This is a genomic window from Flagellimonas chongwuensis (genome assembly GCF_013376415.1).
In the GTDB taxonomy this organism is placed as follows: Bacteria; Bacteroidota; Bacteroidia; order Flavobacteriales; family Flavobacteriaceae; genus Flagellimonas; species Flagellimonas chongwuensis.
This window is the reverse complement of sequence record NZ_WYET01000009.1, coordinates 43,734-56,813: the sequence shown is the minus strand read 5'-3', so window position 1 is coordinate 56,813 and position 13,080 is coordinate 43,734. Positions and strand designations below refer to the sequence as shown.

The window sequence follows — 13,080 nt, the reverse complement described above, 5'->3', positions numbered from 1 at the left end:
GATGAAAACGTTTTGTACAATGTGCATATCATTTCTTATTACGATCAATGTGCTAAATGCGCAAGAATGTTTAAATGTTGATTATAAACTTAGAGGATATTTTTATGTTGGGACAAGCCTAAGGGACACGATGGCTTTGGGAGGTCATTATCAAGACTCCAACGGACCCAAAAAAGTAATACCTAGAATTGACACTATTTCAACTCCCGGTAAATTCCAAATCGTTGTAAAGTCAGATTCCCTAATTGGATTTTCCGATAAAGTACAGGGATTTAAGGTCTTTATCATCAACAAATCCCAATCCACGGTTCAACTTCCCGCCCAAGATAGTAGACTTTATCTAACAAGACAGGTCTTTCATAAAAACAAGTGGCAAGATATTGAATACTTACCCAATAGTTGGTGCGGCAATAGTTACCATAGTGTTTTTATTAAACCTAATGAATTTTGGGATTTACAGGCACCCTGTCTGAATGGAAAAGTCAATACGAAATTCAGGTTCAAATTAAATGCCGACAATGGAATTGCCAAGAACCCTAATGATATCACAAACTACTATTCCAATGAGTTTTACGGAAGCTTCAACCCAAGCCAACTAGAAAAAGAAGAAGGACACGTACCTCAGGGAATTATGGATCCTTATGATAATTAAGTTTTAATCAATACAATAAAAAAACCACGCCAAATGGCGTGGTTTTTCCAGCTTTCAAAAAAGCGCGAGCTAATCCTTTGCCTCGGCACTCTTATATTCTTGTATTTTTTTCTCTAATTCTTCTTTGGAACCGGCCATCAGTTCTTCTGTCTCTTCAACAACTTCTCCGTTTTCGTTTGTAGTCGAAGTAACTACAGCCTTATATCCGCCATCGGCAGTATTGCTAATCTCTACGCGGATTTCTTTTTCAATCGCTCTGGTTTCTTTCATCCCCTCTTCGGTAATGGTAATCATGGTACCATCCTCTTTTGTAATACCAACTCCATCAGCAGGAGAAAGACTTACCAAACTGGGGGCAATTACCAAAGCAACTACGGACATCAATTTAAGCAAAATATTTAAAGATGGGCCCGAAGTATCCTTAAAAGGATCACCTACGGTATCGCCTACAACGGCTGCTTTATGGGCATCACTTCCCTTTCGTCCTTCGCTTTCAATAGTTTTTTTGGCATTGTCCCAAGCTCCGCCTGCATTGGACTGAAAAATAGCCATAAGTACCCCGGCAGTGGTTACACCTGCCAACAGTCCGCCCAACATTTCGGCTCCGCCTATAAATCCGACTGCCACGGGAACGGCTATGGCCAATAATCCCGGCAGCACCATTTCTTTGATGGATGCTTGTGTAGAAATTTCAACACACTTTTGATACTCCGCTTTTCCATCGGCTGCTTCAAAAATGGCCATATCTTCTTTACTGGCTTTGGAAAGGTCCGAATCATATTTCCGCATGACCGCCAATGCCGCTTTCAATTCCGGAATATCCTTGAACTGACGACGAACTTCTTCAATCATGGACATAGCAGCTCTACCCACTGCATTCATGGAAAGTGCCGAGAATACAAAGGGGAGCATCCCACCCACGAGGAGTCCCGCCATTATATCAGGTTGGGAAACATCAATGGATTGAACTCCAGCAGTTTTCATAAAGGCAGCAAAAAGTGCCAACGCAGTCAATGCTGCGGATGCAATGGCAAATCCTTTACCAATGGCTGCTGTAGTGTTTCCTACGGCATCCAATTTATCTGTTCTGTCGCGTACCTCTCCAGGAAGTTCTGCCATTTCGGCTATACCTCCGGCGTTATCCGAGATGGGCCCGTAGGCATCAACTGCAAGCTGAATCCCAGTATTGGCCAACATTCCCACCGCGGCGATGGCGATTCCATATAGGCCTGCAAAATGATGGGAAACCAAAATTGCCGCTGCAATCAAAATTATCGGGATGGCCGTGGACATCATTCCCACTCCTAAACCGGCAATTATATTTGTAGCAGAACCTGTATCCGATTGACGAACAATGGAATTTACAGGTTTTGTTCCTGTTCCTGTATAGTATTCGGTTACCTTACCTACCAGTAGACCAGCAACCAAGCCAGCAATAGTGGCCCAGAAAACTCCCATAGCCGTAAATTCTCTTCCGCCTTCCATCCAAGATTCAGGAAGCATTGCATTAATAATAAAGTAAGATGCTATCAACATAAGACCTGCGGAGCCAAACTCACCAATATTCAAAGCTGTTTGTGGGTTTCCACCATCTTTCACCCGTACGAAGAATGTACCGATGATCGACATTATAATTCCTACAGCAGCCAATGCCAAAGGCAAATACACCGCTCCTAGTCCATCAAAGGCAGCTTGGAATTCGGGTAATCCTGCAAAAACAGCCCCAAGTACCATGGTACCAATAATAGAACCTACGTAAGATTCAAAAAGGTCAGCTCCCATTCCGGCAACGTCACCAACGTTGTCACCAACGTTATCTGCAATGGTTGCGGGGTTCAGAGGATGGTCCTCTGGTATCCCAGCTTCAACCTTACCCACCAAATCAGCTCCCACATCGGCGGCTTTGGTATAGATACCTCCGCCCACACGGGCAAAAAGTGCTATGGAAGATGCACCGAGGGAGAAACCTGAAAGTACGTTCAATACTTCACCTAATTCCCAGCCCTGTCCGCTGTAAATCATGAATAGTCCGCTCAAACCAAGAACGCCAAGACCAACAACACCAAGGCCCATCACTGCACCACCGGCAAAAGCGACCTCTAGAGCCTTTCCCAAAGATGTTCTTGCTGCATTAGTGGTTCTTACGTTGGCCTTAGTGGCAACCCTCATACCAATAAAACCTGCCAAGGCGGAACATATGGCACCGACAATAAAGGAAACGGCCACCATGCCGTTGGAACCGGTTTCACTATTTCCTTTAAAGAAGAGCAAAACGGCCACAGCGACTACAAAAATGCTAAGTATTTTATATTCAGCTTTTAAGAAAGACATTGCACCCTCTGCAATGTTCTTTGCAATTCTTGCCATCTTGGCGTCACCGACTTCTTGTTTTGAAATCCAAGCGTTCTTTACGAACACATACAGGAGGGCCAAGACACCAAATACTGGCAAAAACTTTACGATTAAATCCATAGGTTTAGATTATTTAGAAATATTTAATGCCAGCTAATGTAGTAAAATACGAAGTAATAAAAAAAATGCGCCTTTAATTATTAAAAGCGCATTTTTTTAAAGTTATTGTTATGTAATTTATATGGTGTAAGCACGTCTCTTTTTGTGCTCACTATCTTCGTAGCGCTGAACGCATTCGTGATAGATTTGTATGGCCTCGTTCACATCGCCCCAACCGCCTGTATCTACTTTCTTCTCTTCCAAATCCTTATACACTTGAAAGAAATGTTCAATCTCTTTTAGTCGATGGGGGTTCAATTCGCTGATATCATCCCTTTTGCTCCAAATAGGGTCAGAAACGGGTACACAGATTATTTTTTCATCCGGTCCTTTTTCATCGGTCATATGGAAAACCCCTACTGGCTTTACTTCCACGACCACCATAGGGTATGTTGGCTCGGTGCAGAGTACCAAAACATCCAATGGGTCACCGTCCAAAGCTAAGGTTTCTGGAATGAAACCGTAGTCTCCAGGGTACATCATTGAAGAAAAAAGGGTTCTGTCAAATCGAATTTTGTTGAGGGTGAAGTCGTATTCGTACTTGTTCCTACTACCTTTTGGAATTTCTACAAGTACATCGAAAGTAATACGTGGTTTTTTAGACATGTTAGTGATATAATTTATGCTGCAAAAATAACCAGTATTACTGGAATAGACCACATAAATCGCAGGTTTCCTTTGAATTAAAAATTAAACCCAAAGGTCCCTGTAATACCAAAAGCACGTGCATCCGGATTTTCGAGGTAATTGCCCCGGAAATTAAAATCTATTCGAAGTATTTTAAAAATATTGCCCACTCCTAAGGAATATTCCCAATACACTTGATCCTCCGGTGCCATTAAAGGAATGTTGGTAGGCGCACTAAGTGCAATATTCTCTTCGGACAATTGACCCCAAGCTCCTCTTAACCCCACAATCTCCCTTAGATTGAGTTTTCGCAGTAATGGAATTCTTGAAAACAAACGCCCGTTAAAGTTGTGTTCCAGATGAACCGTAGCATAGGTATCCGTAACGAACTCGTAGAAATCCAAGTTCGGGAACACATTGTATAGTGAAAACAAGGTTTGATTACCCGGAATAACGCTCAACAGCCCCAAGGGCACTGTTCCAAAGGTTTTTCCCAGTTCCACAGTACTCGTTAACCTACCAAAGCCGCCAATTTGCCATGGTTGCTGATAGGAAAACTGTATTTTCTCGTAATCGAAATCGCTTTCTAGAAACCCATCCACACCTTTGGTATATTTTAATACAAGTGTGCTATAATCATCATTGATATTAGATCGTTCCACGCCATAACCAATCGTCCGTTTGCCCGGGGTATAGATCAACGTGGTGTTCAGATCAAACTGTTTTATTTCCGATGAAATACCAGAAGGCGAACCTGGGTCTACATAATCCAGACTAAAAGCATCGGGCAGGGCAGAGCTCAAAGTACGGAAAGACCCGCCTATATCTATTCTGAAGTTTTTTACCGGTTCCATTTCAAAGTTGAGCGTTGAAAGGTTGATATTGGTCAAACGGTCATTGGAACCTACGGTTACCAAGGATGACGAGGCAATGCTCCTTCCCATTACATCGTTCGTACTGGTCAAACTAAGTCCAAGCTGTTCAATATCCCTTCGATTTCCCCCGGAAACAATTAAACGATTCTTGCGGTCGAGCAAAAACTTTCCAGACACACCATATTTAAACTTTTTATCGGTAAAGCCATAGGCCGTATAACCTTCCAATCGCCATAAATCATTCTGGCCAAAATAGGTCCGGGCACCTCCTCTCAGACGAATCCCTTCCGCATCATTATAGCCAAAAGTGCTGTAGATATCCCCGATGTCGATATTCCATTTATCGATTTCGACGTAACCCGACCCCAGAATACTGACAATATCGTAATAGGTTCGGAACTTGGGCACTGTTTTTAAAGTATCCAGCAGTTTGAAGATTCCTGATTCGTCCTCGTTCAAACGCTCTAGACGGGCATTTTCCCAAAAAATACTATCCTGCGAGAACACACGTGGGTCGTATGGATCGGAAACGGCCTTGTAAAAATCTTCGGAGCGTGGATTGTTAAAGTTATAATTATCAAAAACGGTGGTCCGTTTTCCGTAGACACCACGAGATTCTTCTTTTTTGGAAAAACTAAAATCGCTCAGCATATAATCCCGCTTCAAAAGAAAAACAGAATCGTTGACCACCTCAAAATCCTGTTCAATATAAATCTCCTTCACCCAGTTAATGTTGGCGCTTTTGGTGACCTGAAGATTAATTTTTTTGATGGCAAAAGTGGTATCGTTTACCCAAAAATCACCTTTAAAAGTAAGCTCGTTCTTTCGGCGTGGGTAGTAAATAATATTGTAGCACCACTTGTCATCAATATAGGTACTGTCAGACAAAACATAATTGTATACATCTATTCCTGTTTTGGACAACGGACTCGTAAAGCTCTTATCAAAAAACTTAAGATAGTTATTGTAGATATCGTAATCTGAATAAAGATCCTCAACGAAAGCGGTTATCGCCTGATTCCCACTAAAACCGGAGTTTTTGTTGCCGAGTACATCTTCTTTCTCCCTATCGAGAACGTTGTCCCCATAAACTTTGGAAAAAGATTCGCTCAAGAACATGGGCAGATATGTTTTACCCGTAATTCGTGAAGTATCCAAGTCCTCAAACATAAATTCCAACCCCTTGAATAGCTTGCTTTTTATTAAAGAGCTATCGATAGTGTTCAGGTCAAATTCGATTTTTTCGTATTTGTCATATTGGTACTGCTTGAACTTGCGCACACCGTTCTCCCTTTTCTTTGCCCAAATTTTTCGCAGAATATCTATGGCCGGGTTGTTCTTCTTAGATTGCTTTCCAGTATAAACCACCACTTCTTGAAGCTGCTCCGCAGATTCGGTCAGCACAATTTCCATATTGTAATTTACCTTTTGCGCCAATGGAACCTCCTTGGTCTCATACCCGATAAAGGACACTTTGATGGCATCATAGGTCTCATCGGATTCCATATAAAACCGACCGTTGTCGTTGGTAATGGTTCCTTCGGAAGAGTTAACAAAAATGATGTTGGCAAAGGCGACGGGCATCCCGGTATCATCGGTGACTATCCCTTCTATCTTGGTCTGGGCACTGCCACAAACTATAAAAAACAGAAAAAAAACAGAAAAGAATCCTTTCATAGGCAGGTATGTGGGGCATTGGGGAAAAGCACAACGGCAAATTCCATTCAACTTAGGTCAAATTTGGTTCAAAGTAATTTCTAATCAAAAAAATGTTCCCTAAATAATATAGCCCCGTCAACAAAATTGACGGGGCTAATATACCTTAAAAAATGTTTGTATTACTTATATAACACTTTCTTAACAGCTTTGATGACATCTTCATGGTTAGGCAACCACTCGGCCAAAAGTACTGGAGAATATGGTGCGGGGGTATCCGCAGTGTTCAATTTCACGATAGGTGCATCCAAATAGTCGAAAGCCTTGTCCTGAACGTGGTATATAATTTCAGTGGCCACGTTGCCAAAAGGCCAAGCCTCCTCCAAAATCACCATCCTGTTGGTTTTTTTAACCGAAGTAAGGATAGCATCATGGTCCATGGGACGCACTGTCCTCAAATCTATAATCTCACAGCTGATGCCCTCTTTTTCCAATTCATCCGCAGCTTTGTACGCTTCCTTAATGATTTTCCCAAAGGAAACAATGGTCACATCGGTACCTTCTCTCTTGATATCGGCAACGCCCAATGGAATGGTATACTCGCCTTCCGGCACCTCGCCCTTGTCACCGTACATCTGCTCGGATTCCATAAAAATTACCGGGTCGTCATCACGAATGGCCGATTTCAACAATCCTTTGGCATCAGCAGGGTTCGATGGGACCACAACCTTTAAACCGGGAGTGTTTGCAAACCAGCTTTCAAAAGCTTGGGAGTGCGTAGCGGCCAACTGTCCCGCAGAAGCCGTAGGCCCCCTAAATACGATCGGACAGTTGAACTGACCACCGGACATTTGACGAATCTTGGCAGCGTTGTTTATAATTTGGTCAATTCCCACCAAGGAGAAGTTGAACGTCATAAATTCTATAATGGGCCTATTACCATTCATTGCAGAACCAACACCGATACCGGCAAAACCAAGTTCTGAAATTGGGGTATCCAATACACGCTCCGGTCCGAACTCATCCAACATGCCTTTGGAAGCCTTATAAGCACCATTGTACTCGGCCACTTCTTCGCCCATCAGATAAATGGTATCATCCCTTCGCATTTCTTCCGACATAGCCTCGGCTATTGCCTCCCTAAACTGTAATGTTTTCATTGAATCGTACTAAATATTTATAGTCTGCTTAAAAACGCAAGCAAAAATAGCAAAAACTACCCGAAACTTGCCTGACCAAAATCCAAAAAAAGAACAAAATTTATTATGCATGCATAATAAATTTAGGATTTTTATATTTATATTTGAGCAGATAAACCTAAAGTATATATGAAGATTCTAGTTTGCATTAGCAACGTACCGGATACTACTTCCAAAATCAATTTTACGGAAGGCGATACCAAGTTTGACACAAACGGGGTTCAATTTGTTATTAATCCAAATGACGAGTTCGGACTCACCCGTGCCATGTGGTTCAAAGAAAAACAAGGCGCTACCGTTCATGTCGTGAATGTTGGCGGCGCCCAAACAGAGCCCACCATCAGAAAAGCGCTGGCCATTGGCGCGGATGAAGCGATTCGAGTGGATGCCGAGCCAAAAGATGGTTTTTTTGTGGCACAGCAACTGGCCGAAGTGGTCAAAAATGGTGATTACGACCTTATTATCGCAGGTAGGGAATCCATCGACTATAATGGCGGCATGGTTCCGGGAATACTCGCAACCTTATTGGATATGAACTTTGTGAATACCTGTATCGGTCTCGAAATCGATGGTGATAGCGCAACCGCAGTCCGTGAAATCGATGGGGGCAAGGAAAAAATCAGCACATCGCTTCCATTGGTCATTGGCGGTCAAAAAGGATTGGTAGAGGAAAGTGACCTTCGCATCCCTAACATGAGAGGCATCATGATGGCCCGTAAAAAAGCACTGAACGTAGTGGAACCCATTGATGCACCACAACCCACCCAAGATCAAAAATTTGAAAAACCCGCTGCCAAAGGACCGGTTAAGTTGGTCGATGCCAGCAATGTGGGAGAATTGGTCGAACTACTGCACAACGAAGCAAAAGTCATCTAAACAAGAGTAAAAAATTATGTCAGTATTAGTATATACAGAATCCCTGAAGGGAAAATTCAAAAAAAATGCCTTCGAAGCAGCCTCCTACGCACACAAGGTGGCCCAAGATCTAGGCACAACCGTAACAGCTGTCTCTTTTAATGCCGAGGAAGATGCCCTGTTGGGAACCTACGGGGTCTCCAAAGTTTTGAAGGTATCGGGCGACTCCTTGGCAACCTTTAATGCCAAGGCCTACGCAGAAGTATTGGCCGAGGCTGCAAAAGCAGAGGACACTAAGGTAATTATATTGAGTTCCAGTGCGGACAGCAAGTTTTTGGCACCTATCCTAGCTGCTAAATTAACTGCCGGATACGTACCCAACGTAGTGGCTGCACCAGAAAGCACCTCACCATTTGTAGTAAAGCGCACCGCTTTCAGCAATAAAGGGTTCGCCATGACCGAGATTTCGTCGGATGTCAAGGTAATAGGGGTTTCCAGTAATGCCTTCGGTGTTGTTGAAAACAATGTTTCCGCTTCGGTGGAAGATTTTGGCCCATCATTGGGCGATAATGCCTTTGCCGTTAAATCGGTAGAAGTGGATCGTGTGGTGGGAAAAGCAACCATTGCCGACGCCGATATCGTTGTCTCCGGTGGTCGAGGATTAAAAGGACCCGAGAATTGGGGCATGGTTGAAGAACTGGCCGATGTTTTGGGTGCGGCGACCGCCTGCTCCAAACCAGTCTCGGATATGGGATGGCGCCCGCACAGCGAACACGTTGGCCAAACCGGTAAGCCGGTTGCGAGCAATCTTTATATCGCTATCGGGATTTCCGGGGCCATTCAGCATTTGGCAGGTATCAATGCCTCCAAGGTAAAAGTGGTCATCAACAACGACCCGGAAGCTCCTTTCTTCAAGGCGGCGGATTACGGAATAGTCGGGGATGCCTTCGAAGTAGTGCCCGAACTCATCGAAAAATTAAAAGAATTTAAAGCCCAAAACACTTAAATTTTGTTAATTTGCCCATTGCAAGGGGCTGTTCAGATAACTGGTAAAGCCACTTATTTGGACGGCCCCTTTGCTTTAGGAGGAGATATATGAGTTTAGTACGATTAAAAATAAAGGGGATATCATACAGCCAAACACAAAATGGCGCATACGCCCTTATTTTAAATGAAGAGGAGGGAGACCGAAAACTTCCCATAGTTATAGGCGCATTTGAAGCACAATCCATCGCCATTGCTTTGGAAAAAGAGATAAAACCGCCAAGGCCCTTGACCCATGATCTATTCAAGAACTTTGCGGACAGGTTCAAGATTGTGGTCAAGCAGGTGATCATCCACAAATTGGTGGACGGTGTTTTTTATTCCAGCATTATCTGTGAGCGCGATAACGACGAGGAAATCATCGATGCCCGCACCAGCGATGCGATTGCACTTGCACTGCGGTTCAACGCTCCTATTTTTACATACAAGACCATTTTGGACAAAGCCGGTATTTTCCTAAAATTTTCTTCCAAAGAGAAAGAAGAGGACGAGGACGACAGCATTATGGTCGATGAAATCCTTCAAGAAGGAGAAGCCGTGGAGTTAGAGTCAGGTTCCGATACACACGGATATAGAGAAATGTCCCTACAAGAACTTCATAAAGAATTGGATAATGCGGTGGCCAGCGAAGACTACGAAAAGGCCGCCAAATTGAGGGATGAGATTTCCAAGCGCAAATAAACGACCAACATACATGGCGAAAAAGACCCAAAGTTTACTACTCCTGTTACTCCTTTGTTCGGTCGTTTTCGGCCAAAATTCTTTGCCCGCAGATTCCCTTAATGTAGCCATAGGCTCTACCATTACCGAGAACATTGCTGTGCAGCAAACCGCTGAAATTATTCCCAATCAAGGTTTCACTATTACCACATTGCTTCGTGGGGCGTTGGGAATGGCCGTACTGATCCTGATATCATTTCTGTTCAGCTCCAATAGAAAAGCCATCAACTGGAAAACGGTCGGAATCGGTTTATCATTACAGATTTTGATAGCCATTGGCGTACTCAAAGTCCCTTTTGTACAATATATTTTTGAACAGGTTGGAAGCATCTTTGTAAGCATACTGGATTTCACCCGTGCCGGAAGCCAATTCCTGTTTGAAGGATTGGTCGTGGATATGGACACCTTTGGGTACATATTTGCCTTCCAAGTATTACCCACCATTATATTTTTCTCGGCTTTGACTTCGGTCTTATATTATTTGGGAGTGATTCAAGTGGTGGTCAAATGGATGGCATGGTTGCTCTCCAAAAGTTTGGGCATATCGGGAGCAGAGAGTCTTTCCGTAGCGGGCAACATATTTTTGGGCCAGACCGAAGCCCCCTTGCTGATCAAGGCCTATTTGGAAAAAATGAACAAATCCGAAATCCTTTTGGTGATGATCGGTGGAATGGCCACCGTAGCCGGAGCTGTTTTGGCCGCCTATATTGGATTTTTAGGAGGCGATGACCCCGAACTTCGTTTGGTCTTCGCCAAGCACCTTTTGGCAGCATCTGTAATGGCCGCACCCGGGGCCATCGTAATTTCAAAAATATTGTACCCGCAGACCGAGAAGGTCAACACGGACGTAGAGGTTTCTTCCGAAAAAATAGGCGCCAACATCTTGGACGCCATTGCCAATGGAACCACCGAAGGCCTTAAACTCGCCTTGAACGTTGGGGCCATGCTTTTGGTGTTTGTGGCCTTTATCGCCATGATCAACGGAATTTTGGGCTGGGTCGGAGATCTTACCACTTTCAATAATTGGATAGCCGCCAATTCCCCGTACACCGAATTTTCCCTGGAAGCCATTCTAGGCACCATATTTGCCCCGCTTATGTGGTTGATAGGTGTTGCCAATGAGGACATTATGCTCATGGGACAGTTGCTCGGCATTAAATTGGCCGCAAGTGAATTTGTAGGCTACATTCAATTGGCCGATCTTAAGAATGTGGCAAGTGGTGTTCACTTTACTTACAACAAATCCGTAATCATGGCCACGTACATGCTCTGCGGTTTTGCCAACTTTGCCTCTATCGGTATTCAAATTGGAGGTATAGGCTCATTGGCGCCCGGTCAACGTAAGGTGTTGTCCTCTTTTGGCATGAAGGCGGTTTTGGGCGGATCCCTTGCCTCGTTGTTGTCAGCAACCATTGCGGGGATGATTTTAGGATAGTCAGGTGAAAGGCTAATGGCAAAAAGGCAGAAGGTTTTAGGTAAAGGGTAAAAAAGGTCCTTTTAAGAAGCTGGAAAGTTAAAATATAGATTTCAACCTCGAAATTTTAAACATATATCGCTATGCGAAATTTTCGAGAGTTGAATGTTTGGAAAGATGGAAGGGTTTTAGTGAAAGAGATTTACAAGCTTACCCAATTTATCCCAGATTCCGAACAATTTGGATTGATTCCACAAATTCAAAGAAGCGTTATTTCCATTCCAGCCAACATTGCCGAAGGATGCAGTAAACATTCCCAAAAAGATTTTGTTCGATTTCTTCAAATTGGTTTAGGTTCTGCATACGAATTGGAATCACATCTTATTCTTTGTGAAGATTTAAATTTTATTTTTTTTGATACCTCAGCGCTTATCATCAAAAAAATTCAAAGACTCCAAAAAGGGATAGCATCCCTGATAAAATATATCAGGTCAAACCATTAACCCTTTACCCTTACAGCATAAACATTTCACCCCCTCACAGTTAATAAACTCTTCATAAGTCAAACCCTTGACCTATTGTCCGTTTACCCGTAACCATTTACCTTTAACCCCACTATGAAACAGTACCACGACCTTCTAAAACACGTATTGGAGCACGGAAACCAAAAAGGAGACCGTACAGGAACAGGAACCTTGAGCGTTTTTGGTTACCAGATGCGATTCGACCTATCCGAGGGATTCCCGATGGTGACCACCAAAAAATTGCACCTCAAATCCATTGTACATGAATTGTTGTGGTTTTTGAAAGGGGACACCAATATTGCCTATTTGCAGGAGAACGGCGTGCGTATCTGGAACGAATGGGCCGACGACAACGGCAATCTTGGTCCTGTGTACGGACACCAATGGCGCAATTGGAACAGCGAGGAAATCGATCAGATCAAGGAGGTTATCGAGACCTTGAAGAACAATCCCAACAGCCGTAGAATGCTGGTTTCCGCTTGGAACCCTAGCGTTATGCCGGACACTTCGGTATCTTTTTCGGAAAATGTGGCCAACGGTAAGGCCGCACTCCCACCCTGCCATGCTTTTTTCCAGTTTTATGTGGCGGACGGCAAACTTTCTTGCCAATTGTATCAGCGTAGTGCGGACATCTTTTTAGGGGTGCCGTTCAACATTGCTTCCTATGCCCTGTTTACTATGATGATGGCACAGGTTTGTGGCTACCAACCTGGCGACTTTATCCACACCTTTGGTGATGCCCATATCTACAACAACCATATGGAGCAGGTGGAACTGCAATTGAGCAGAGACCCGCGACCCTTGCCTACCATGAAATTGAACCCCGAAGTAAAGGATATTTTTGACTTTACCTTTGATGATTTTGAGCTATTGAACTACGACCCGCATCCGCATATTAAGGGGGTTGTAGCGGTTTGAATTTAATGGGAAGTAAGTTGAAAAGACACAATTAACTTGCATTAATGCACTATTGATTCTTAATTATTGAAAAATACAGTTTGGT

The 13,080-nt window shown here is 43.5% G+C and carries 11 protein-coding genes; 7 read left to right on the top strand and 4 right to left on the bottom strand.

The genetic code is table 11. The features are described 5' to 3' along the window. Positions 1–19 precede the first annotated feature (19 nt). On the top strand, positions 20–652 hold the full coding sequence (locus GUA46_RS15255; RefSeq protein WP_176621209.1) for a hypothetical protein: 633 nt from the start codon (positions 20–22) through the stop codon (positions 650–652). Between the two features lie 69 nt (positions 653–721). Here GUA46_RS15255 and GUA46_RS15250 read toward each other — a convergent pair whose 3' ends face one another. From GUA46_RS15250 to GUA46_RS15235, 4 genes are all read right to left on the bottom strand, one after another. Further along, positions 722–3,124 carry a sodium-translocating pyrophosphatase gene (locus GUA46_RS15250; protein WP_176621208.1) on the bottom strand — a complete coding sequence of 801 codons (2,403 nt, stop codon included), beginning with the start codon at positions 3,122–3,124 and terminating at the stop codon, positions 722–724. 117 nt (positions 3,125–3,241) lie between these two features. Next, on the bottom strand, positions 3,242–3,769 hold the full coding sequence (locus GUA46_RS15245; RefSeq protein WP_108244825.1) for an inorganic diphosphatase: 528 nt from the start codon (positions 3,767–3,769) through the stop codon (positions 3,242–3,244). Between the two features lie 77 nt (positions 3,770–3,846). Continuing rightward, positions 3,847–6,342, bottom strand: coding sequence for a DUF5686 family protein (locus GUA46_RS15240; RefSeq protein WP_176621207.1), 2,496 nt, complete (start codon positions 6,340–6,342; stop codon positions 3,847–3,849). Between the two features lie 161 nt (positions 6,343–6,503). Continuing rightward, positions 6,504–7,481: a pyruvate dehydrogenase complex E1 component subunit beta gene (locus GUA46_RS15235; RefSeq protein ID WP_176621206.1), complete on the bottom strand. Its 978-nt coding sequence runs from the start codon at positions 7,479–7,481 to the stop codon at positions 6,504–6,506. A gap of 168 nt (positions 7,482–7,649) precedes the next feature. Between GUA46_RS15235 and GUA46_RS15230 the strand changes: the two genes are divergently transcribed. The 6 genes from GUA46_RS15230 (at position 7,650) to GUA46_RS15205 (ending at position 12,995) form a co-directional block, all read left to right on the top strand. Then, entirely contained in the window at positions 7,650–8,396 is a 747-nt protein-coding gene (locus tag GUA46_RS15230) for an electron transfer flavoprotein subunit beta/FixA family protein (RefSeq protein ID WP_176621205.1), read from the top strand. A 16-nt stretch (positions 8,397–8,412) separates the two neighbouring features. Further along, positions 8,413–9,381 carry an electron transfer flavoprotein subunit alpha/FixB family protein gene (locus tag GUA46_RS15225; protein WP_176621204.1) on the top strand — a complete coding sequence of 323 codons (969 nt, stop codon included), beginning with the start codon at positions 8,413–8,415 and terminating at the stop codon, positions 9,379–9,381. An 89-nt stretch (positions 9,382–9,470) separates the two neighbouring features. Then, positions 9,471–10,100 (top strand): bifunctional nuclease family protein, encoded by a 630-nt coding sequence (locus tag GUA46_RS15220; protein ID WP_108244830.1) that lies wholly within the window; start codon positions 9,471–9,473, stop codon positions 10,098–10,100. 13 nt (positions 10,101–10,113) lie between these two features. Then, positions 10,114–11,574 carry a NupC/NupG family nucleoside CNT transporter gene (locus tag GUA46_RS15215; RefSeq protein WP_176621203.1) on the top strand — a complete coding sequence of 487 codons (1,461 nt, stop codon included), beginning with the start codon at positions 10,114–10,116 and terminating at the stop codon, positions 11,572–11,574. A 122-nt stretch (positions 11,575–11,696) separates the two neighbouring features. Beyond that, positions 11,697–12,056: a four helix bundle protein gene (locus tag GUA46_RS15210; protein ID WP_176621202.1), complete on the top strand. Its 360-nt coding sequence runs from the start codon at positions 11,697–11,699 to the stop codon at positions 12,054–12,056. A 114-nt stretch (positions 12,057–12,170) separates the two neighbouring features. Then, entirely contained in the window at positions 12,171–12,995 is an 825-nt protein-coding gene (locus GUA46_RS15205; protein WP_176621201.1) for a thymidylate synthase, read from the top strand. Positions 12,996–13,080 lie beyond the last annotated feature (85 nt).

Excerpts from the sequence above, each read along its gene's own strand:
- GUA46_RS15220 (WP_108244830.1), top strand. The coding sequence starts at position 9,471 with ATGAGTTTAGTACGATTAAAAATAAAGGGGATATCATACAGCCAAACA.
- GUA46_RS15230 (WP_176621205.1), top strand. The coding sequence starts at position 7,650 with ATGAAGATTCTAGTTTGCATTAGCAACGTACCGGATACTACTTCCAAA.
- GUA46_RS15215 (WP_176621203.1), top strand. The coding sequence starts at position 10,114 with ATGGCGAAAAAGACCCAAAGTTTACTACTCCTGTTACTCCTTTGTTCG.
- GUA46_RS15205 (WP_176621201.1), top strand. The coding sequence starts at position 12,171 with ATGAAACAGTACCACGACCTTCTAAAACACGTATTGGAGCACGGAAAC.
- GUA46_RS15240 (WP_176621207.1), bottom strand. The coding sequence starts at position 6,342 with ATGAAAGGATTCTTTTCTGTTTTTTTTCTGTTTTTTATAGTTTGTGGC.
- GUA46_RS15250 (WP_176621208.1), bottom strand. The coding sequence starts at position 3,124 with ATGGATTTAATCGTAAAGTTTTTGCCAGTATTTGGTGTCTTGGCCCTC.
- GUA46_RS15225 (WP_176621204.1), top strand. The coding sequence starts at position 8,413 with ATGTCAGTATTAGTATATACAGAATCCCTGAAGGGAAAATTCAAAAAA.
- GUA46_RS15235 (WP_176621206.1), bottom strand. The coding sequence starts at position 7,481 with ATGAAAACATTACAGTTTAGGGAGGCAATAGCCGAGGCTATGTCGGAA.
- GUA46_RS15255 (WP_176621209.1), top strand. The coding sequence starts at position 20 with ATGTGCATATCATTTCTTATTACGATCAATGTGCTAAATGCGCAAGAA.
- GUA46_RS15210 (WP_176621202.1), top strand. The coding sequence starts at position 11,697 with ATGCGAAATTTTCGAGAGTTGAATGTTTGGAAAGATGGAAGGGTTTTA.
- GUA46_RS15245 (WP_108244825.1), bottom strand. The coding sequence starts at position 3,769 with ATGTCTAAAAAACCACGTATTACTTTCGATGTACTTGTAGAAATTCCA.